Source organism: Mesorhizobium sp. CAU 1741 (assembly GCF_039839275.1).
GTDB lineage: Bacteria > Pseudomonadota > Alphaproteobacteria > Rhizobiales > Rhizobiaceae > Aerobium.
The window spans coordinates 751,942-773,799 of sequence record NZ_JBDOQP010000002.1 but is presented as its reverse complement, the minus strand read 5'-3'; the positions used below and the strand labels follow the sequence as shown (position 1 = coordinate 773,799).

Genomic DNA, 21,858 nt, shown 5'->3' with positions numbered 1-21,858 from the left:
CCATGTTCAGGCTCATTGCTCACCGGCTTCTGGCGCTGCTGCCGTTGCTGTTCATCGTATCGGTGCTGACCTTTTCCTTCACGGCGCTGCTGCCGAGCGATCCCGTCGACCTGATCCTCGGCGACACGGGCACGCAGGAACAGCACGAGATGCTGCGTGAGCGCATGGGCCTGAACGAGCCCGTGGTGGTGCGGTATTTCCAGTGGCTCGGACGGGCGGTGCACGGGGATCTCGGCACTTCCTTCTTCAACAGCGTCAGCGTGACGGATGCCGTGCTGCAGCGGCTGCCCGTCACCCTTTCCCTGACCTTTGTCTCCGCGTTGATCGCCATCGTGGTCGGTGTCGCGGCGGGAATAGCAGCGGCGTTGCGGCCGCATTCCTGGGTCGACCGTTTCGCCACGCTTGGCGCGACGATCGGCCAGGCCATCCCCAATTTCTGGTTCGGACTGATCCTCGTGGCGGTTTTTGCCGTCAGTCTGCGCTGGTTCCCCGCCACCGGCTTCACCCCAATTTCGGAGTCGCCATGGCAATGGCTGCGCGGCGTGACCCTGCCGGCGGTGGCGCTCGGCCTGTCGTCGAGCGCGGCGATCGCCAGGCAGGTTCGCTCGGCGATGGTCGGCGTGATGCAGCAGGACTACATCCGCGCTGCGCGTGCCCAGGGTCTTTCGGCCCGGCGCGTCATCTTCAAGCATGCGCTTACCAATGCGATGGTGCCGGTCGTCGCGGTGCTGTCCTTCCAGATCACGGTCCTGCTGGGCGGTGCGCTGATCGTCGAGCAGGTTTTCGCGATCAACGGTCTCGGCACGCTTGCCATTGCGGCGGTGCGCCAGCAGGACATTCCCATGCTCCAGGGGCTCGTGCTCGTCATGGTCGCGCTGGTCGTCATCGTCCAGCTCGCAACCGATGTGGTCTACGGCCTTCTCAATCCCAAAGCGCGTCCGTCGTGAACCTTCAGACCTCAGACCATCCGGCCCGCCCTTCGCGCCGCGTCCGCTGGCAGTTCAACGCCACGACCGTCATCGTGGCGTTCACCGGCACCTTCCTTGTCGCGCTTGCCCTGCTCGCCGTATTCGCCGACTGGATCGTGCCCTATGATCCGCTGCGCCAAAATCTCATCCAGTCCCTCCAGTCCCCGTCGGCCGAGCATTGGCTCGGCACCGACGATCTGGGACGCGACGTTCTCAGCCGGCTGATCTATGGCTGCCGCATCGCCGTCATCGCTGCAGCCGAAGCAACGACGCTCGCCGTGCTGCTGGGCGTGCCGATCGGCCTCTTCATCGGTTATCGCGGCGGCTGGTGGGATTGGGCGGTCATGCGTGTGGTCGAAGCGATCGTGTCCATTCCCGGCATCATGGTGGCGATCGTCATCATCGCACTGCTTGGCCCCGGCCTGCACCGCGCGATGATCGCGCTCGGCATCCTCTTTTCGACGTCCTTCCTGCGTCTGGCTCGCGGCGTTGTCCTCGCCGAGCGCGAGGAAGTCTATGTCCGCTCGGCCCGGGTGATCGGCGCATCCGACCGGCGCATATTGCTGCGCCACATCTTTCCCAACATCGCGCCGCCGCTGATCGTGCAGGTCACGCTGACCGTGGGTGCGGTGCTGCTGTCGGAAGCCGGCCTCAGCTTTATCGGCCTCGGCGTCCAGCCGCCGCACGCAAGCTGGGGCACGATGCTCAACACGGCCGCCGCCTACATGGACCTCAACTGGTTCCTGGCGATCCCGCCGGGCATCGCCATCATCGTCACGGTGCTCTCGGTCAACCTGCTCGGCGACGTGATCCGCGATTCCGTCGGACGTGGCATTGCCACCGGGGTCAGCCCGGAAGCACCCGCCATACGCTACGACGCGGGAGTTGCCGCTTCTGCCGGCGACGCGCCGGTGCGTCCCGCGCTCAAGGATGAGGTGCTGCGCGTCGAGGGTCTGCAGGTCATGGTCACCTCGGGGGCAGGGGGCGGCGAGGTGCCGGTCATCACCGATCTCTCGCTCGGCATATCGCGCGGCGAGACCGTCGGGCTGGTCGGTGAGTCGGGCAGCGGCAAGACGCTGACCGGCCTTGCGATCCTCGGCCTGATGTCGAAGCCCCTGCGCACGACGCATGGGTCGATCATGCTCAACGGCACCGACCTGCGCTCGCTCACCAGCAGGCAGATGGAGCAGGTGCGCGGCAACGAGGTGGCGATGGTGTTCCAGGACCCGACCACCAGCCTCAATCCCGCCTTCACGGTCGGCAGCCAGATCGCCGAAGTGCTGCGCACCAAGCAGGGCCTGTCGCAGAAGCAGGCATGGGCGCGCGTTGTCGAACTGATCGACCGGGTCGGCATCCCGAGACCGGAGGAGCGCGCACGTGCCTATCCGCACGAACTGTCCGGCGGCATGGCCCAGCGCATTGCCATCGCCCGTGCCTTGAGCTGCAACCCGTCGCTGCTGATCGCCGACGAGCCGACGACCGCGCTCGACGTCACCGTGCAGCAGGAAATACTCGATCTATTCCGCGACCTGCAGGACGAGTTCGGCATGGCGATCCTGTTCGTCACCCACGATCTCGCCGTGGCGGCTGACATCTGCGACCGCATCAGCGTCATGTATGCCGGCGAGATGGTGGAGATGGCGCAGGTCGACGCGCTCTTTTCCAACCCTCGCCATCCCTATACGCGCGGCCTGCTCTCCGCCATGCCGCATGCGTCCGACCGCAATCCGCCCCTGCCGACCATTCGTGGCAACGTCCCCCGGCCGGGTTCGTGGCCGGCAGGCTGCCGCTTCTCCAATCGCTGCGATTTCCACATGGCGATGTGCGACCGGCGGGTTCCGCTGGAAGGAAGCCACAGGCTTGTGCGCTGCGTTCGCGCCGATCAACTCGAACTGGAGTCCGCGTCGTGAGCGACAAAGCCCTTCTCGAGATCACCGACCTCTGGGTCACTTATTGGGGGCGTTCTCTGCTCGGCCTGGCGGGCAAGCCATTCCATGCCGTGAAGGGCGCCAACCTCTCGATCAGGGCCGGCGAAACGCTGGGCCTCGTCGGCGAGTCGGGGTCCGGCAAATCCTCTATCGCAAACACCGTGCTCGGCCTCGTGCCTGCAGCCAGCGGTTCGATGCGTTTCGGCGATGTGGACCTTGCATCGCTGCGGATGCGCTATCCGTCTGCGGTCCGCAACCAGATCCAGGCGGTGTTCCAGGATCCCTACTCGTCGCTCAATCCGTCGATGACGGTGGAGGATATCGTCACCGAGCCGCTGCGGGTCCACACCGCCATGAACCGCAGCGAGCGGCGCGATCGCGCGATCGAACTGCTGGAACTCGTCTCGCTTTCGCGCGAGCATCTCGAGCGCCACCCACACCAGTTTTCCGGCGGCCAGCGGCAGCGCATCGCCATCGCCTCGGCTCTGGCGCTGCAGCCGAAGCTGATCGTGCTCGACGAGCCGGTCAGCGCGCTCGACGTCTCGACCCAGAACCAGATCATCAACCTGCTCTACGAGCGTCGCGACGCGCTCGGCATCGCCTATCTGCTGATCGCCCACGATCTCGCGCTGGTGCATCACATCTCCGATCGAATCGCGGTGATGTATCTCGGCCATATCGTCGAGGAAGGCCCCTCCGACCGCGTCTACAAGGCGCCGGCCCATCCCTACACGAAGGCGCTGCTCGACGCGGTGCCGCTGCTCGATCCGCAAGCGCAGCGCGATCGGCGCGAGGCCCGCAAGGCTGCGCCTGCGCACGAGATGCCACGCATGGCGGCCACGGGCTGCCCCTACAAGAACCGCTGCCCCAGCGCCATGCCGCGATGCCAGGCGGAGATGCCACCGGTCTATGAGATCGACGGTGGTGGCACGGCCAGTTGCTTCCTTTATGCCGACCACGTCGAAGCGCCGAAGAACGGCACGGGGAGGGCGGCATGAGTGCCGGTGCAGCCTACGTCTCGGATGCTGGAAGCCGCGACACGGTGGAGATCCATGACGTTCTCGCCGACGATCCCGTGGTGGGCGCCCAGCGTCCGCTGACCTGCCGTTGGCCCGTTGGGGGGCCACCCGCGGGCCTCGTCCTGTTCTGCCATGGACTGGGATCGAGCGGGCTCGAATATGCCGCTCTGTCACAGCATTGGGCCGGGCACGGCTATCTGGTGGTTCATCCGACATTCCGCGATTCGATCGATGCCGTGGCGCGCGACGAGCCGCTACAGCGGTTCGAGCCGCAGGCCGATCTGTCGCGCTGGACCACCATGCCGGAGGTGCGGGCGCGCCTGCACGAAATCCTGCATTCTCCCGACTACTGGCTTTCCCGCCTCGATCTCGTGCGTGCGGTCATGGCCGCGCTGCCGCAGATCCTCGAGGCCACCTGTGGGCGACAGGTCGGGCCGCTTCCAGCCGCCATCGCCGGTCATTCTTTCGGCGCCTACACGGCGCAGCTTCTTGCCGGCGCGGAGATTGACATGCCGGATGGGCGCGCGCATCGGTTTCGCGACGAGCGCTTTCGGGCAGCCGTCCTCCTCAGTGCCCAGGGGCGCGACCAGCAGGGCCTTCGCGACGGCTCATGGGATGCGATCGGGTGCCCGATGCTGAACGTCACCGGCACGCTTGATCGCGGCGCCAAGGGCGGCGACTGGCGCTGGAAGTCGGAGCCGTTCGAACTTGCCCCGCCCGGCGAAAAATATCTGGCCGTGCTTGAGGAAGCCGACCATTTCCTTGGCGGCTTCACCGATCGCGGTATCCAGGCAACCGTGCCAAGCCAGCAGGACGCGGTGAAGCAGATGACGCTCGCCTTCCTCGACGAGCATCTGCGTGGCAGCGAAGCCGCGCGCATCTGGCTCGCATCCATCGATAACAGCATCGGCGATTGCCGGCTCCTGTTCAGGAGCAAGTAGCCGTCATGCCCGCCTTTCCCGCAGGAGCGTTCTGATGTTTCAACCCCTCGTTGGTCTCCGCGTCATCGACGTGACGCAGGTCCTCGCCGGTCCTTACGCCGCCTACCAGCTTGGCCTGATGGGCGCCGAGATACTCAAGATCGAGACACCGGACGGAGGCGACTGGTCGCGCGAGAAGGGCGACATTCCGCACCTCAACGGCGAGGGCATGGGCCTCAGCTATCTGACCCAGAACGCCAACAAGAAGTCGGTGACGTTGAACCTCAAGTCCGAGGAAGGCCTCGCCATCATCAAGCGCCTGATCGAAGGCGCCGACGTCTTCATCGAAAATTTCAGGCCGGGCACGATCGCCCGGCTCGGCCTGCCCTTCGAGGTGGTCCGCGCGATCAATCCGAAGATCGTCTACTGCTCGATATCGGCCTTCGGCCAGGACGGCGAATTGAGCCATCGTCCGGCATACGACCATGTGATCCAGGGCATGTGCGGCATCATGAAGACCACCGGAACGCCGAATACGGGTCCGCAGAAGGTCGGCGCGCCCTATGTCGACTATGCAACGGGCCTCAATGCCGCCTTCGCCATCGTTTCCGCCCTGCACGAGACCCGGCGCACGGGCGAGGCGGTGCATCTCGACGTGGCCATGCTCGACACGTCGATGCTCCTGATGGCGTCGCTGGTCACCAGCCATCTCACCGGCGGCTGGATGCCGGTGCAGTCCGGCAACGAGGCCTGGAGCCAGAGCCCGTCTTCCGGCGCGTTCGAGACCGAGGATGGGCTGTTGATGGTCGCGGCGAACAACGACAAGCAGTTCCGCGCGATGTGTGCCGGGCTTGGCCGGCCCGACATACTGGCCGACGAGCGGTGGCGCGAACCGCGGCAGCGCCAGGCGAACGCGGCTTCGCTGCGGGCGGAGTTCGTGGCGATCTTCCGCACCGGCACGGCACTTCACTGGGAAGCTGCCCTGGACGCAGCCGGTGTTCCCGCCGCGAAGGTGCGTTCGCTCGACGAAGTGCTTGCCGAGGGGCAGGCCAGAACGCGCGGCATTGCACACACGATGCATTGGGCCCGCGAACCCAACGACATTCACCTTCCCACGCTTGGCTTCAAGGCCAACAGCGAGGTCATCGCGCCGACGAACGCGCCGCCGACGCTTGGCCAGGACACGCAGGATATCCTTCGCGGCATTGGCTACAGCGAGGCGGAACTGCGTGGTTTCGCCGAGCGTGCGGTCATCTGACTGGACGCTCGGCGCTATCGGTCACGCGGACCGCTGAGGCCGCCTTACGGACCGGATCTTGCCGCTGCTGCCGCCGCCGCAATAGAACTGCGCGCCGCCATCCGATTCCAGTCCGGACACCATCACGTCGGGCGGAAGGTCGAGCGTCTCCAGCACCTCGCCGGTCTCGGCGTCGAGGCGCCGCAAATCGCTTTCATCGCCTTCCAGCGTCGCGTGCCAGAGTTCCCCGTCGACCCAGCTTACGCCGGTGACGAAGCGGTTGGATTCAATCGTGCGCAGGATCGCCCCGGTGTCCGGATCGATCTGATGGATCTGCCGGGCGCGGTAATGCCCGACCCACAGCGTCCCCTCGGCCCAGGCAAGGCCCGAATCCTCGCCGCCCCCAGGTGCGGGAATGCTCGACACCACCGTTCCGGAATCGGGATCGATCTTCTGGATGCGATCCTCGGCGATCTGGAATAGGTGGCGGCCGTCATAGGCAGTGCCGGCATGGGCCGCGACCGCCATCGTCCGCTCGATCGCCCCGCTTTCCGGGTCGAGGGCGTTCAGCCGGTCGCCCGTGGCGAACCAGATCCGCTGCCCGTCGTAGGTGACGCCATGAATCCGCTCGGCATCCGGGAAGGGACCGTATTCGCGAAGAATTTCTGCCTTGGAATGTTTCATCTGCTTGGTCTCCGATGTTTGCAGTCACCGGACTCTAGCCCCCCGGCGGCGGACCAGGGAGTAACAGTGTTGTCGGGAAACCAGGCACCGGCGGGGTCATCCAGCGGCGAGCCTTGCCTTGGCCGACGGGCTGGACCTTGCCATTGCGCGCGAGCTGCTCGATCGCCCGCTGGACGCTGCGGGCGCTGATGCCGAGCGCGATCGACAGGGCGGAGCTGGACCACGCCTCGCCGTCGGCCAACAGGGCAAGCACCGATGCGTGTTCCTCGTCGGCGGGTGGCGCCAGCAACACGATCGCATGGTCTCGCAGCGGCGTCAGGACGAATCCGCGGTCGGTTGCGTTCACCTGGGCCAGGGCAGCGATCTCCGACCGCAGCCGGCCGATCTCGACGCGGAGCCTGGCGCGGTGCGATTCATCGGCGTGCCGCGCGCGGAAGCCGCGCTGGACGAGCGTCTCCCTCGATGCGTCGCCGGGCCATGCCTCGGCCAGGGTCCGTGCCAGCGCAAAGAGCACCGGGCGCGTCATCAGCGGCACGACGGTGTTGCGGTGCCTGACCACGTTGCGGCAGGCATCGACCACGAGCGCATCGGATGCCAGCAGCGCCTCGACATCCTCCAGTACCAACGGGCGTTCTTCGTCACGCGTCACGAGCCGCGCGCAGGGCTCGCTCATCAGCAGGGCGACTCCCTCCACCTCGGCGCTCAATGCCGGAATGCCGGCAGTCCGCGCCGAATGCGCTGCCCGAGCGAGCGCCGCACGCGCCGTCTTCGTGTCCAGGCGGCGGATCGCAATGCCGGCTGATGCGAGTTCGTAGGCAGCACGCGACGCGGGCAGGAGTGGGCTGGGGTCGGTCCGGCGCAGTACCCGCTCGGCCTCGTCGAGGCGGCCGATCAGCAGCAGGCGGCGCGCCACGAGGCATCCTGCATGCGCGGCGTTCGCCCGGTCTCCGCGACGTTCAAGCTCGGCGCGCGCGCCGTCGAGCCGCGCAGCGGGCCATGCAAGATCGCGCGACACCAGGGCAACTTCGGCTTCGGCAATGGCGCATCTTGCGCGCGCGACGGTGCTTTGCCGCCCGAAGGCCCGCCCGGCCCGCTTGAGCAAATCCTTGGCCCGCCCCCGGTCGCCGAGCTGCGCCATGGCGATGCCTCGCAGGGCGAGTGCCGGCGGGTCCTCGCGCAATGCGACCCGTTTCAGCGCGCCCAGCGGATCGCCCTTTGCCAGGCAATGCGCGGCAGCGGTGATCAGTGAATCCATCGCAATCCTGCCATACGTGTTGCGTCCGTCCGCCGGCTACACAATCCATCAACGACGCCGACAAGGCCACCCGCGATCCCGGCAATATGCACGCGCAGATGGAACCCTTCCGTCGCTCACGCATTTAAGGGTGTCGCGCAAAGCAGAGGGGGCTTTCTTGAGCGCAACGATCGATCCTGCACGTCAAGAGTTCTTGTCGCATGCCAGTGTATTGGTGGCGCTTGGAGATCGTATTCGCGAAGTCGACGATCCCGACGAACTGGCCTACGCGGCTGCCGAACTGCTCGGGCGTACGCTCAATGTCAGCCGCGCGGGCTACGGCACCATCGATACCGTACTCGAGACGATCACGATCGAGCGCGACTGGAATGCGCCGGGGATCGCCAGTCTGGCCGGAACGCTCCACTTCCGAGACTATGGTTCGTATATCGAGGATCTGAAGCGGGGCGACACCGTCGTCATCGCCGACGCGGAGACGGATCCGCGCGCGGCGCCGGGCGGGGACGCACTCAAGGCCATCAGCGCGCAGGCATTCGTCAACATGCCGGTCACTGAACATGGCGGGTTCGTCGCGCTGCTGTATCTCAACCACGCGACGCCCCGGTTCTGGAGCGACGACGAACTTGCGCTGATTTCGGAAGTCGCCCAGCGCACGCGAACGGCGGTGGAGCGGCTGCGCGCGGAAAGAGCGCTGCGCGAGAACGCCGAGCGCCTTTCATTCCTTGATCGTCTGGCGAAGGAAACCGCCACGGCGACCAACGCCGATGCACTGATGCGGACGACCACAAGGCTGCTTGGCGAGCATCTCGGCGTGTCGGTCTGCGCCTATGCCGACATGGAGCCTGACGGGGACCACTTCACCATTCGCGGCGACTGGAGCATAGCGGGCGCGCCCAGCATCGTCGGGTACTACAGTCTCGCCGATTTCGGCAGCCTCGCCGTGTCCCGGCTCGGTGCCGGGCTGCCTCTGGTGATCTGCGACAATCGCGCCGACCTGGTGCCTGAAGAGGCCCAGGCCTTCCTTGACATCGGTGTCGCCGCTACCGTTTGCATGCCGCTGGTCAAGCAGCGCCGGCTGACGGCGCTGATGGCGATCCACGACAGCCAGCCGCGGCAGTGGACGCAGCAGGAGCAGGCCCTGCTTGCGGAGGTCACGGAACGCTGCTGGGCCCACATCGAACGGGTGCGCTCCGAGGAGGCGGCGCGCGCCAGCGAGGAACGGCTTCGTCTCGCCACCGATGCGGCCGCGATCGGCACCTGGGATTTTGATCCCATCACCACGCAGCTTCGCTGGGACGACAAGTGCAAGGCGCTGTTCGGCCTGCCGCCGGACGCAGAGATAAGCTACGAGGACGCATTTCTCGCCGGCCTCCATCCCGACGATCGCGAGCGGGCCCACCAAGCGGTCAGCCAGGCGCTGTCGCCCGAGGCTCCGTCCGAGTTCGACATCGAATACCGAACGATCGGATTGCGCGATGGCGTCGAGCGCTGGATCGCGGCGACGGGCAGCGCCTATTTCGAGGACGGCCGGGCGGTGCGCTTCATCGGTACAGTGATCGACATCACGTCCCGCAAGCGCGTCGAACGCCATCTGCAGATCATGAACGATACCGGTGTGGCTGTCGCCGCCGAACTGGATATCGACCGAATCGTGCAGATCGTCACGGATGCCGGCGTCGAGCTTTCAGGCGCGCAGTTCGGCGCCTTTTTCTACAACGTCCTCGACGACCAGGGCGCAAGCTACATGCTCTACGCCCTGTCCGGAGCTCCCCGGTCCGCGTTCGAGACCTACCCGATGCCCCGGGCCACCGCAGTGTTCGAGCCGACATTCCTTGGAACCGGCGTGGTGCGGTCCGACGACATCCTCCTTGATCCTCGCTATGCCAAGAACGCCCCGCACAAGGGAATGCCGGATGGCCACCTGCCGGTGCGGTCCTACCTTGCGGTTCCGGTGATCTCGCGATCGGGCGAGGTACTGGGCGGTCTCCTTTTCGGCCATGCCAAGCCAGGCATTTTCCGCGCGGAGCACGAAACCGCACTGCTCGGCATTGCCGGCCACGCGGCAACCGCGGTCGACAATGCCCGTCTCTTTGCCGCGTCAAAGAAGGAAATCGAGAACCGTCGGCGCGCGGAAGAAGCGCTCCAGGCGCTCAACGCCACCCTCGAGCAGCGGGTGCTGGAAGAGGTCGCCGAACGTGCCAAGGCCGAAGAACATCTGCGCCAGGCGCAGAAGATGGAAGCGGTCGGCCAGCTTACCGGCGGCATCGCGCACGATTTCAACAACATGCTCGCGGTCATCATCGGCGGGCTCAATCTCGTCCAGCGCAAATTGTCCAAAGGCGAGACCGACGTCCAGCGTTTCATCGAGGGTGCCGTCGAGGGCGCCCAGCGCGCCGCGGAGCTGACGAAACGCTTGCTCGCATTTTCCCGCCAGCAGCCTCTGGCGCCCAAGCGCCTCAACCCGAACAGGCTGGTCAGTGGCATGAGCGACCTGCTGACCCGCACACTGGGAGAAACGATCCAGGTCGAAACGGTGCTTGGTGCCGGCCTGTGGCAGGTCGAGGTCGATCCCGCACAACTGGAAAGCGCGCTGCTCAATCTTTCCGTCAACGCGCGCGATGCGATGCCCAATGGCGGCAAGCTGACGATAGAAACGTCAAATGCCCACGTCGATGGCCGCTACGCCCGCGAATATGCAATCCCGGAGGGGCAATACGTGCTGTTCGGGGTCACCGACACCGGAGCCGGCATGCCGCCCGACGTCATCGCCAAGGCTTTCGACCCGTTCTTCACCACGAAGGGCGTCGGCAAGGGCACGGGGCTTGGCCTGAGCCAGGTGTATGGCTTCGTTCGCCAGTCCGGAGGCAACGTCAAGATCTATTCCGAGCAGGGGGTGGGCACCACCATCAAGGTCTACCTGCCGCGTTCCTATTCAGGTGCGCCGGAGGACATTGTTCCCGTCCGTACCGCCATTCATGGCGGATTGGCGAGCGAGGTGATCATGGTCGTCGAGGATGAGGATCGCGTCCGCGCCATGGCATCCGAGGCGCTACGGGACCTTGGCTATTCGGTGATCGAGATGCGCGGTCCCCGCGAGGCGCTGGAGGCCATTCGAGGCGGCCAGGTGCCGTCCCTGCTGTTCACCGATGTGGTGATGCCGGAAATGTCCGGTCGGGAGCTCGTCGAGCACGTGATGCAGCTACAGCCGCACCTCAAGGTACTCTACACCACCGGCTATACCCGCAACGCCATTGTCCACAATGGAACGCTGGATTTTGGTACCGAGCTTCTGTCGAAGCCCTACACGATCGAGGACCTGGCCGAGAAGGTCAGAACGATCCTCGACAAATAGAACGCTCACCCGGGCTTTCTGACGCGCGGGGCCCCCAATGGCGGGATCGGCTCGCCGCCGGCATCAGTGCGATCGCCCCCGAACTGGTCGGCCCACGGCAATGCATGAAGCCACGATTCCCGTCGGCCGACCCACAATTCGTAATCAGGGAGGATGTCGATCGGCGCGTCGTCCATCGAACCAAGGCTTACCTCCGCCTCGCCGTCGTTCACCCATGCGATCCGGCTGCCGCATCGCGGACAGAAGCCGCGATTTCCATAAACCGCTATCTCTCCGCGGCTGCTGAAGTCGTCCGCCTTCCACACGGCAAACGCGGCATAAAGGGAGCCGCTTGTCTTCCGGCAATCGAGACAATGGCACAGGCCGGAGCGGACCGGCGCGCCCCGCACCTCGTAGCGCACCGCACCGCACAGGCAACCGCCTTCGTGCACTACGGAGCCTGCGTTACTCATCGCCCTGCCTCCAGTGCGACTACTCGTCCGCCTCAGGCGCCGGCGCGCCGTCTTCCGGTCCGACTGCCGGCGCGATGTCCGATGGCGTGGGTTCGGCCGGCGCATCCGTTCCCGGGGCGGCAGCATTACCCGTTTCGCCCGTTTCGCTCGCCGGCGCAGGAGCCGTGGCGCCGTCCACGGCGCCGGCGTCTTCCGGCCCGGCCTCGACTCGATCGGTGGGGATGGGCTCCGGCGTGACCGTGCCGTCCGCCGCCGCCACGCGCCATACAGTGTTGCCGGCATCATCGGCGATCAGCAGCGCGCCGGTGCCATCCATCGCCAGGCCGACGGGCCTGCCGCGCGCCTGGTCGCCCTCGAGAAATCCGGTCACAACGTCCTGCGCCATTCCCGACGGCCGTCCGTCTTCGAACGGAATGTAGATCACCTTGTAGCCGTTGAACGCGTTGCGGTTCCAACTGCCATGATTGCCGACAAAGGCGCCGTTGCCGTAGGCATCCGGCATCGCCGAGTCATTGGTGAAGGCCAGTCCCAGCGCCGCCACATGGCTCGTCAGCGCGTAGTCCGGCGATATCGCCGTCTCGACCAGGTCGGGACGGGCGGGCTTGACGCGCTCGTCGACATGCTGGCCGAAATAGCTCCAGGGCCATCCGTAGAAGCCATTCTCCTGCACCGATGTCATATAGTCGGGCACCAGATTGGGGCCGATCTCGTCGCGCTCGTTGACGACCGTCCACAACTCCCCCGTCTCGGGATGGATGGTCAGCCCGTTGGGGTTGCGCAGGCCCGATGCGAAGACGCGTGATGCGCCGGTCTCGCGATCCACCTGCCAGATCGCCGCTCGCCCCTTTTCGGCTTCGAGCCCGCGCTCGCCGGCATTCGAATTGGAGCCGACGGACGCATACAGGAAGCGACCATCGGGGCTGAGTGCCAGGTCCTTGGTCCAGTGATGATTTATCGGGCCGCCTGGAAGCGGCGTCAGAATCGTTGGTTCCGCGTCGATTTCCGCCTGTCCCAGTTCGTACGGATAGGCGAGGATCGCATCGGCGGCCGCGACATAGAGCGTCCCCTCATGCCAGGCAACGCCGAATGGCGACGTAAGGCCGGTCAGGAGATCGCTGCGCTCGTCCACCTCACCGTCGCGGTTGGTGTCGCGCAACAGCGTGATGAGATTCGTTTCCGGCTGTTCTCCGCCGCCCCCGGACGCCATCCCCATGATGAAGTTGCGGATGAAGTCCTTCGGCCTGTTCAGCGGCTTGCCGGGCGGCGCCTTGGACTGCACCACCAGGACATCGCCGTTTGGCAGCGTGTGGACGGTTCGCGGATTGGCCAGGTCCTGGGCGTATGGCGTGACCACGAGGCCCTCTGGCACAGTTGGGGTCTGCCCCTCCTGCCATCCCACGACCTCTGCCACCTTGAGGTCGGGCCACAGGCTGTTTTCCGGCGGCGGCAGCACGGGGTCGGGTCCGTACTGCTGCGCGATGTCGAATTCCTCGTTGCTGCACCCGGCCAGGAGAAGGCAGCCGCCGGCGAGCACCGAGATCGCGAGAGGGGTTGCATTACGCATGGTAGGCTCCTTTGCGTCCGAGCCACGCGGTGATGATCATCGCAATGACGGTGAGGAAGGACACCGCGAGTCCATAGGGGACCACCGCCGTCCACCCGTCGGCGGTGTGGATGAAGCTGTTGAGGGTCGCCAGCAGCAGCACGACGACGCCGCCGATCGCTGCCGGCCATGAGGGCGAAATCCTGCGCACGACGCGGTCGAGCATGCGTGCGACCCACGCCGCCACGCCGAACACCAGGCCGGCCAGCAGGAGCCATTCGGAGAAGTGCAGCCACAGCAGGTTGAGGGTGCGCCAATAGGCAATGTCGCTCACCAGCGTCAGGCTGAAGCACGCGACCGGAAACGCCAGCAGCGCAGCGTGAACGGGGTAGAATGCGGGCTCCCTCCCGTAGATAGGATGATCATAGGCCATGGATCGCGCCCCTTCTTGCTTTGGACCATAACGCGATACGAAGTTCGGCATCCTTGGTTCCGCCCATCGCGCAAATTTCGATGCGTGCCAGGACACCTCGCGTTCTTATGTCCGCAGAAGCCGAAGTGGCGGATACCCTCGCTGCCGCCCTTACTCGCTTGAGCCGGCGGCCGCTTCGCCGAGTTCGAGGAGCACTTCACGCTCTTCGAGTTCCATCACGATCGAACGAACGCCTATCTCCGCCACACGCCAATTGGCGATGTAGTCGCCGACACGCAGCGAATAGCTCGCTCCGTCGCTTTCGCTGAAAACCTGCGCGACTCTCTCCCGAGGGGTGGTCAGGACACCCAGCAGCCGTATCTCGGGTGTCTGCGGCTCTGCGACCGACACTACAGTCTCCTCGACCGGCACCGGCGGTTTTCGGTCGGGTTCGAAAAGCGGTCGCGCGTTGAATGCGTCCAGCAGCCCGCCCTCGAGCGAAGCAAGCGGGTTCAGCGCCTCGGTCTCGGGCGTCGCGTTCTGCGCTTTCGCAGGCGATGACGGTATTGCCGTGACGCCGGCGATCAGGATGCAGGTACAGATCAGTTTCATCTGGCTTCTATCCGGCGCGCGCCGCGCACCGTCAATTCGGTTTGCAAGAGGGGATCATCCTCTTCGCCCGCCTGGGCGTTGCGGCTCACCGAAAGACCATCGACCACGAGCAACGGCAGGTCGGATTCGAGTGAACGCATGAGTTTGCCCAACCCTTCATTGCGGATCTCGAAACTGGCGCTCAGCGCCACCCACGCCGCCGATCCGTCGACCTGCGGTAGCGCGGCATTCCTCGTCTCGATCAGCGTACCGCCCGCCGCTGCGACGGCGTCGACGACCAGTTGGCGAAGCACGGCCTCGGCGAGCGACGGTGTTTCCCCCCTGACATAGATACTGTTGCGGTCGACGGTGTCGCTACCCGCTTCAGAGCGGGCTCCATTGTTCAGTCGTTCGAGAATGGCTGCCTGCTGCGCAGCCTGCTCGCGAAAGGACATGCCGTCGACAACATTGAGCGTCGCCAAACCGAGCAGCAATGCTGGCAGGGCCAGGAAGACCAGCAATCCGACAAGGCGATTGAGCGTGGTGTTCATTGAGCCGGGCCGGTTTCCGGGCGCTTGGCGGTGATCTCGAATCGATCGCGCCCATTGTCCTGCCGCACCACGGCGGCAGCGAAACTGACGTCGATGAGCAGGAGATTGGACTGGATGATCTCCGGCAGGCTGGAGGCATCTGTCGAGCTTCCGACGAGGCGCAATTCCGCCGGGCCTACCTCGAGGCGGTCGAGATAGGTGGTGTCCGGTATTGTTGCCGCCAACTGGTCAAGCAGCACGAATACGGCGGCCTCGGGACGTTTGGTCGAAAGGAGCTGATCGGCAAGCTCGTCCCGGCCGCTGGCGGTATCGGCGATCAATGCCTGACGAGCGATCGCCGTATCGGCCTGAAGGGTCGTCAGACGGGTCTCGGAACGGGTTGAAAACCAGCCAGACGCCATCCAGGAAACGCTTGCCAGTACGAGAATCGCAATCGCCGTCCGCCCTATGATCCGCCGGCGATTCTCCCCGGGGCGATGGGTCTTGCCACGCAGGAGATCGATATCGATCGGTGTTCCCAAAGGCGCGGTTCCAAGCGCGACGGGGCGCAGCCCGGCATCCGCCATTCGATGCGTGAGCCCTGCAACCAGTTCACGCGACGTCGCGACGATTCTGATTTCCGTCTGCTCATCCTTGTCGTCCACCACTGCAAAGCCGAACAGAGCGTTCTCCGGTCGCCACGGCGTCAACTGGTCCAGCCGGTGCTCGACGACCTGCTCGACATATTTGGAAGCGGCCGTTGGAAGCCTGATCGTTGCGGATACCACATGGTCGGGCGAGATGCGCAGCTCGGCCTCGCGCAGTTTCGCCGTCTTGATTGATCCATCCTCGGCGCGCTCCGCCAGAGGCATGGCCCGCTCCGCGCCTCGTTCGTGAAGAGCGAGCCTCCCATCACCATCTTCGACGACGATGGGCCGCCGCCGCTTCGAACGAGCTGAAAAGACCGGTTCGACGACGTCGATGAACGCCTCGTAGACGGCCTTCACCGTTCCAGTCAGCCCGTCGCTCGAAGCGGTGTGCCGGTTCGATGCCGATGCCATCGTCTAGCCTGTCGCCCGCAAGACCTCGCCGAGCGAAGTCTGGCCGGCCGCGCATTTCCGCAAACCGTCCTCCAGCATCATCGACATGCCCCCAGCGCGCGCTGCCGCCACAAGAGCCGGGGTATCCGCCTCGTCGCGGATCAGGCTGCGCAACGGTTCATCGGCACGCATGACTTCAAAGATTCCGATCCGCCCACGATAGCCTGATTGTCCACATGCGTCACAGCCCGTGGGTCCAAAATGGACCGCATCGCCTTGAACGGGAATATTGCGACTTTGCGCCAGTTGCCGTGCATCCTGCGTCATCTTTTCGTCGGGGGCCTTGCACCGATCGCACAGGCGTCGGACCAGGCGCTGGCCGATGACGCCCCGCAGGCTGGCGCCGAGCAGATAGGATTCGACGCCCATGTCCATCAGGCGAATGACTGCATCCGCGGCGGAATTCGTGTGCAGCGTGGTCAAGACCAGATGGCCCGTAAGCGCTGCCTGGACGCCTACGCTTGCGGTTTCGTGGTCGCGCATCTCGCCCACCATGATCACGTCCGGATCGTGCCTCAGAAAGGACCGAAGAGCGGACGCGAAGGTCAGCCCGATCGACGACTTGAGCTGCGTCTGGTGGACCCCGGGGATCTGATATTCGACCGGATCCTCGATTGTCACGATCTTCCGGGAAGGGTCGTTGAGGATGGAAAGTGCTGCGGCAAGCGTGGTTGTCTTGCCGCTGCCGGTTGGACCCGTGACGATGACGATGCCGTTTGGCTCGTCGAGCAGGGAATGAACGGAATGCCGGTCATGGTCGGCCATCCCGATCCGGGCGAAGTCCAGCAAGCGCGTGTCGCGGGAAAGAATGCGCAGCACGGCGGTTTCGCCATGCATCGTGGGCATCACGGCGACGCGCAGATCCGCTTCCATGGATCCGACGCGCACGTTGCAGCGCCCGTCCTGGGGCAAGCGGCGGTCGGCTATGTCGAGATTTGCCAGGATCTTGATGCGAGACAGCACGGCCGGGGCAAGATGAAGCGGCAGACGCTGATCCTGGCGAAGGAAACCATCGACCCGGAGGCGCACACGCAAATGATCGCGTTCGGTCTCGAAGTGGATGTCGGTCGCGCCCGCCTGAACCGCACGTTCGAAAACGCCGTCGATCAGCCTCACGATGGGCGCGCCACGCGCGAGATCTTGGAGGTTGTCGATGGATTCGACATCGACCGCGCCAGCCCCTGTCTCGACGACGGGATCGAACGCCTGCGGTGCAGCTTCCGCAACCCCTTCAAACAGTAAATCGATCTCCTCGAAGGAAAGAACGACGAGCGGCGCATCCGAGCCAAGCGCCAGACGAACGGCGCGGATCGTGTCGCGGCGCCCCGGATCCGCCAGCGCGAGACAGATCGTGCCGTCGCGGTCAAAGGGATAGACGTGAGAATCACGCAGGTACCGGTGGGAAAGTTCGCCAAGCGCCGGCTTGCATTGCTTGATGGTCGGCAACGTGCCGCGCGGAACCTCGTAGTGATCTGCGGCAAAATCCGCCAGTTCATCGGGCCCGACGATGCCATCCTTCCAGATTCCGATGAGGCCCTCACCGCGCAACAGGCTTCCCGTATCGGCATGGGGAAAGCGGGCAACGAAGTCGTTCACGATCACTTCGTGGTGCACGGTGGCAACGTTCGCCGTCATTCTTGCGGAACTCCCTTCGACGACATTCATTCGAAACGTGCCTCGACGCGTCATGATACGCGACATTCTATTGAAAAGGGACCCATCCGGGGATGGATCCCTTCGCACTGCATCCATCTGGAATGCGTAGGCTTACTTCACGGTGCCATTAAGCTGGTTCGGGAAGAAGCTTGCCGGGCTGGCGCTCTGGCCGAGATAGACGATGTTGAGCACCTGCTGCGGCGTACGGCTGAAGGCAATGGCGTTGCCGTCGGTCGGGATGATGTTCGGTGCCGTTTCCGAGCCGATGCCCTGGTCGAGGTCACTCGATCCATCCAGCGAATCGCGTGCGTCGGAGATGGCATTAGCCTGGGCGAAGAATCCGGCACCCGCGAGCAGGGTGCGGATTTCGCCCGCGTGATAGGCCTCGACCGCCAGGATGCCGGCCGCCGCCTCGAGAAAGTCCTTGTTCGAAATCAGGCGCGCGGCACCCTTGTACGCCGTCACTCCGACGTCCTCGAAGATGAAGGCGGCGAGCAGGAAGTTGTCCTCGTTGGCGAACGCGTCGAAGGTATCGTTGGCGCCGATCAGCCCGGCGGCCTGCGCGGCAGCGGTGAAGCTGGTCTCGAGGTTGATTGCGGGACGAGCGACGCGTGCCCCGCCCAGCGCCGAGCGCAGGAACTTGACGTGCGCCTCTTCATCATTGGCGATTTCCTTGGCGTAGCCTTCGACCAGCGGAGTAGCGAAGGTTACCTGGCGCCCGCCCGTCACCGCGCCCATCGTGCCTGAGCCGGACGTGTCAGCGGCGTTCAGTCCCCGGCCGTAGGCGGCGCGGAGATAGAACTCGGCTTCGAGATATTCGAGGTTGAGAGCGAAATTCAGGACAACAGGGTCGGTGATCGCCTGCGCCTCTGCTTCTTCCGGGAAGCCAGTGACACCGAGAACGGTTGCGCCGGCGGCCATCAGGCCCGCCGAACGGATGAATGCGCGGCGGCCATTGTCGAGCGCGGTTGGGGTAATGCCGAGGACGGTCTTTTGCTCTGGAAGTTTCACGGTGGAAATCCTTTCGTGGAATCAATGATTTAGGCAGATTTTCGGGTCAGCCTCTAGAACATGTCCGCATCGGACGTTGAGCCGACGACCATGACCTCGGATGCGTCCCTGTCGAGGAAAGCGATCTGCAGGTCTGTGACCTCGGCATTCGGGATCGTCGATGCATCAGTCGTGATGCCATCGAGGAAGTCGCGACCCACTTCAGCAGCAAAGGAGCCTACATAGTCATCAACCTCAGCCGGCAGGTCGAGTCGGGTGGTGAAGAGGTCGGATGCCACGAGCTTGTTTTGCACGATCACCAGATCGTCGTTCTGCGCGCCATCGAGAATGGCGATTGCGATATCGTTGATCGTCACGCGGCCCGCTTCGAGTTCGCCGGCCCAGAAATCGGCGCCATCGCCTTCAGCAGGGCGCCCGAAAAGACTAAGGTAGATGCTGTTGATCACCTCGGTGTTGGAAAGTCCCTCGAAACGCGCCTGATACTCTGCTGTTCCCGCGAGGTTACCGATCGCGGTGAGATCTTCACCGCCTCCGGTCTGCGTATTGAAGAACTCCAATCCCAAGGGGTCAGCCGGCCTCCCGAATAGTGCTAGATATACACCTTGAATAGTAGCCATATTTCTCTAACCTCCGTGGGTTTATTTCAGATCGAACAGCGCGCACGAAGATCTCCTCAAAAAAAGGATTTTCAAAATGCGTACTAATCGTGTTGTTGAGTTGGACTTGGCTCCCCCGTCCACTGTTTCCGAGCGCGAATTGATGGCTTCCCGGGAAGCCCAGTATTTTCGTACTCAGGTGAAAGGAACGAGGGCCGGACCAAATAAGTTTCGCCGCGTTCCGGACAAAAATCACTTTTCGGATAACAAAATTGTGATGGCGAAACCGGCCGGTTTAACATCGGTTTTCGGTTGACATCTGAGTATTAATTGGATCGCGCCCCAATCGATGCATAAATCGCACAGCGCGTCGGGTAACCGTCTGAATCGCCGCAGGTTGAATGGACACTCCCCCGGTTTCCTGCTTAGGCTGATTTATGCGTATCGGTTTGAGACATTTGGTGTTGGTCGCGTTGGTACTTTTCGCTGGCTGCCAGTCCTCGGCAGAAGGTGATGGATCCCTGTTCGCCGATTGGAACGTTTTCGGCGACATGAACACGCAAGGGTCCGGCAAGACCGTTCAAGATGCGGGGTATCGCGTCACCGGCTCCGAAGCGGGTGGCTCCGCGCCTTCAACGCAGTATTTCGGCCCTGATGGCGGAATCGTTCGCTACAATGCGCAATCCGAAACGGGGCCCGCGCAATATGCGCTGAATTTCGAGAACTCCGACATCAGGGATGTCGTGCGCGCGATCCTGACCGACGCTTTGCAGATCAACTACACCATCACCGGCAATTTGTCGGGGCCTGTCACGATCGCTTCATCGCACCCGGTCAGCCGCGAAACGCTGCTTTCGTCTCTTGAATCGGCGCTCGACGCGCTCGGCTTCGGAATGTCGCAGCAGGGCGAGGGATACATCATCGCGCCTGGCGGTTCCGGCGTCGGGGTTCTGGATCGCGGCTCGCGCACGACGCCTGGCTATGGCGTCTCAGTGGTGCCTTTGTACTTCGTGCCGGCGGCCACCATGCTGGAACTCATCTCCGGCTTCGTGGGCGAGAGCGAAAACCTCCGCATCTCGGAATCCAAGAATACCATCGTCGTGCGTGGTTCAGGTCCAGAGCGTGCCCAGGTGGTTCAGGCCATAGCCGCCTTCGATGCGGACTTCATGGCCGACCAGTATGTTGCGATCTACCGGTTGACCCAATCGAGACCCGAAGTGCTGATTCCGGAACTGGAACGGATATTCGCGACCACGGCCGATGACACGCTGATTCAGTTCCGTCCGGTGAACCGTATTCGCGGCATCATGGCCATTTCGAAGAATGGCGGACTGCTCAGGCGGGCCGAACAATGGGTCCGCCGCCTGGATCAGCAGAATTCCAGCGCCGGCGAGAACGTCTTTGTCTACAAGGCGCGCTACCGCAAGGCGACGGAACTTGCGCGCGTGATCTCCGACCTGTTCGTGGGTAGCAACGGCAGTTCCGCATCCTTTGAAACAGATGGTGGCGGGTTCGGTGGCGACACCGATCCAGACGCCATCCCCGTCGTCGATGGCGAAAGCACCACCGGCGCTGTACGATCGGCGGCCGATACGCGCATCGCATCGGCGTTCGACGAGCCGGCTGGCGGCATGGGCATCGGGGTCGCCGGGTCCCCCAACGTCCTCGATTTCAGGCAGTCCGGAACCGGCGATAGCGGCGTGCGTATCAGTGCGGACGCCTCCAACAATTCCGTGGTCGTCTATTCGAGATCCGAAGAAGCAGCCCAGATACTGGCAACGCTCAAGCGACTCGACGCAACGCCCGCGCAGGTCGCCATCAACGTGACGATCGCCGAGGTGCGGCTGACCGACGAACTGAAATACGGCGTACAGTATTTCGTCAATTCGCAGCGGCTGGGGCTTGGTGTGGACAATGGCTCCGTCAGCCTGATGGATACCGCCGCAAACGTCCTTCAAAAGCAGATCCCGGGCCTGAACGTCGTCCTCGGTTCTGCCGCCAACCCTGATGTTGTCATCTCCGCCCTTGATGCGATCGGCGATGTCGAGGTGTTGTCTTCTCCCTCGGTCGTGGTGGTCGAGAACCAGACCGCCGCCCTGCAGGTGGGCGACGAGGTACCGATAACCACCCGGCAATCGCAAAGCGCCGAGAGCGAGCTGGCGCCGATCATCAACCAGGTTGAATTCAAGAACACCGGTATCATCCTGAACGTCACGCCGCGCATCGGTCAGAACGATCAGGTGACCATGGAGATCATGCAGGAAATCTCGAATGTCACGTCGTCTGCGGAGACCCTGACGCCAACCATTTCGAAGCGGCGCGTCGAGAGCGAGATTTCCGTGGCGAATGGGCAAACGGTGCTCCTCGCCGGCCTGATAAGCGCGACACGTGCTGACGATCGAAAGGGCATTCCAGGTCTTAACCGCATCGAGATCGTGCGTGACCTGTTCGGCAAGCGCGAGAAGACCGAGAACCGCACGGAACTGATCGTGCTGATCAGACCGGTCGTGATCCGGGATGCGCAGGATGCAGGCAATGTGGCGGCCGAGATACGGGCCAACATGCGGACGATGGGCTCCCGCCGGGTTCCCTTCAAATAGCCTC

18 protein-coding genes are annotated in these 21,858 nt (G+C 64.1%); 7 read left to right on the top strand and 11 right to left on the bottom strand.

All coding sequences use genetic code 11. The features are described from left to right. Positions 1-2 precede the first annotated feature (2 nt). The 5 genes from AAFN84_RS10550 to AAFN84_RS10530 are packed head-to-tail and all read left to right on the top strand — an operon-like array spanning position 3 to position 6,093. Positions 3-947: an ABC transporter permease gene (locus AAFN84_RS10550; protein ID WP_347514508.1), complete on the top strand. Its 945-nt coding sequence runs from the start codon at positions 3-5 to the stop codon at positions 945-947. Beyond that, entirely contained in the window at positions 944-2,878 is a 1,935-nt protein-coding gene (locus tag AAFN84_RS10545; RefSeq protein ID WP_347514507.1) for a dipeptide/oligopeptide/nickel ABC transporter permease/ATP-binding protein, read from the top strand. Before AAFN84_RS10550 ends, AAFN84_RS10545 begins: the two co-directional genes overlap by 4 nt. After that, positions 2,875-3,894, top strand: a complete 1,020-nt coding sequence (locus AAFN84_RS10540; RefSeq protein WP_347514506.1) for an ABC transporter ATP-binding protein — start codon at positions 2,875-2,877, stop codon at positions 3,892-3,894. Before AAFN84_RS10545 ends, AAFN84_RS10540 begins: the two co-directional genes overlap by 4 nt. Continuing rightward, on the top strand, positions 3,891-4,856 hold the full coding sequence (locus tag AAFN84_RS10535) for a hypothetical protein (protein WP_347514505.1): 966 nt from the start codon (positions 3,891-3,893) through the stop codon (positions 4,854-4,856). Before AAFN84_RS10540 ends, AAFN84_RS10535 begins: the two co-directional genes overlap by 4 nt. Positions 4,857-4,890: 34 nt before the next feature. Continuing rightward, positions 4,891-6,093 carry a CoA transferase gene (locus AAFN84_RS10530; RefSeq protein ID WP_347514504.1) on the top strand — a complete coding sequence of 401 codons (1,203 nt, stop codon included), beginning with the start codon at positions 4,891-4,893 and terminating at the stop codon, positions 6,091-6,093. 21 nt (positions 6,094-6,114) lie between these two features. On the opposite strand, the gene AAFN84_RS10525 is transcribed toward AAFN84_RS10530, so the two are convergent. After that, positions 6,115-6,756, bottom strand: a complete 642-nt coding sequence (locus tag AAFN84_RS10525; protein WP_347514503.1) for a glutamine cyclotransferase — start codon at positions 6,754-6,756, stop codon at positions 6,115-6,117. A gap of 34 nt (positions 6,757-6,790) precedes the next feature. Next, on the bottom strand, positions 6,791-8,011 hold the full coding sequence (locus AAFN84_RS10520) for a helix-turn-helix domain-containing protein (RefSeq protein WP_347514502.1): 1,221 nt from the start codon (positions 8,009-8,011) through the stop codon (positions 6,791-6,793). A gap of 157 nt (positions 8,012-8,168) precedes the next feature. Here AAFN84_RS10520 and AAFN84_RS10515 point away from each other — a divergent pair, with 157 nt between their 5' ends. After that, a complete protein-coding gene (locus AAFN84_RS10515; protein WP_347514501.1) occupies positions 8,169-11,363 on the top strand; it encodes a GAF domain-containing protein in 3,195 nt (1,064 codons plus the stop codon). A 5-nt stretch (positions 11,364-11,368) separates the two neighbouring features. Here the strand turns inward: AAFN84_RS10515 and AAFN84_RS10510 are convergent, their stop codons facing one another. From AAFN84_RS10510 to AAFN84_RS10470, 9 genes are all read right to left on the bottom strand, one after another. Continuing rightward, on the bottom strand, positions 11,369-11,815 hold the full coding sequence (locus AAFN84_RS10510; protein ID WP_347514500.1) for a GFA family protein: 447 nt from the start codon (positions 11,813-11,815) through the stop codon (positions 11,369-11,371). Positions 11,816-11,834: 19 nt separating this feature from the next. Continuing rightward, positions 11,835-13,379 (bottom strand): PQQ-dependent sugar dehydrogenase, encoded by a 1,545-nt coding sequence (locus AAFN84_RS10505; protein ID WP_347514499.1) that lies wholly within the window; start codon positions 13,377-13,379, stop codon positions 11,835-11,837. Continuing rightward, complete coding sequence (locus tag AAFN84_RS10500) at positions 13,372-13,791, bottom strand: DUF2231 domain-containing protein (RefSeq protein ID WP_347514498.1); 420 nt, start codon at positions 13,789-13,791, stop codon at positions 13,372-13,374. The genes AAFN84_RS10505 and AAFN84_RS10500 overlap by 8 nt, the downstream gene beginning before the upstream one ends. A 150-nt stretch (positions 13,792-13,941) precedes the next feature. Continuing rightward, positions 13,942-14,382 (bottom strand): hypothetical protein, encoded by a 441-nt coding sequence (locus AAFN84_RS10495; RefSeq protein ID WP_347514497.1) that lies wholly within the window; start codon positions 14,380-14,382, stop codon positions 13,942-13,944. Then, a complete protein-coding gene (gene gspM, locus AAFN84_RS10490) occupies positions 14,379-14,912 on the bottom strand; it encodes a type II secretion system protein GspM (protein WP_347514496.1) in 534 nt (177 codons plus the stop codon). The genes AAFN84_RS10495 and gspM overlap by 4 nt, the downstream gene beginning before the upstream one ends. Beyond that, positions 14,909-15,952, bottom strand: a complete 1,044-nt coding sequence (locus AAFN84_RS10485) for a PilN domain-containing protein (RefSeq protein WP_347514495.1) — start codon at positions 15,950-15,952, stop codon at positions 14,909-14,911. The genes gspM and AAFN84_RS10485 overlap by 4 nt, the downstream gene beginning before the upstream one ends. A 3-nt stretch (positions 15,953-15,955) precedes the next feature. Further along, a complete protein-coding gene (locus AAFN84_RS10480; protein WP_347514494.1) occupies positions 15,956-17,626 on the bottom strand; it encodes a GspE/PulE family protein in 1,671 nt (556 codons plus the stop codon). A 132-nt stretch (positions 17,627-17,758) separates the two neighbouring features. After that, entirely contained in the window at positions 17,759-18,658 is a 900-nt protein-coding gene (locus AAFN84_RS10475; protein WP_347514493.1) for a ferritin-like domain-containing protein, read from the bottom strand. 53 nt (positions 18,659-18,711) lie between these two features. Continuing rightward, positions 18,712-19,221 carry a DUF4214 domain-containing protein gene (locus tag AAFN84_RS10470; protein WP_347514492.1) on the bottom strand — a complete coding sequence of 170 codons (510 nt, stop codon included), beginning with the start codon at positions 19,219-19,221 and terminating at the stop codon, positions 18,712-18,714. Between the two features lie 584 nt (positions 19,222-19,805). Between AAFN84_RS10470 and gspD the strand changes: the two genes are divergently transcribed. Further along, entirely contained in the window at positions 19,806-21,854 is a 2,049-nt protein-coding gene (gspD, locus tag AAFN84_RS10465; protein WP_347514491.1) for a type II secretion system secretin GspD, read from the top strand. The last annotated feature ends 4 nt before the right edge of the window (positions 21,855-21,858 follow it).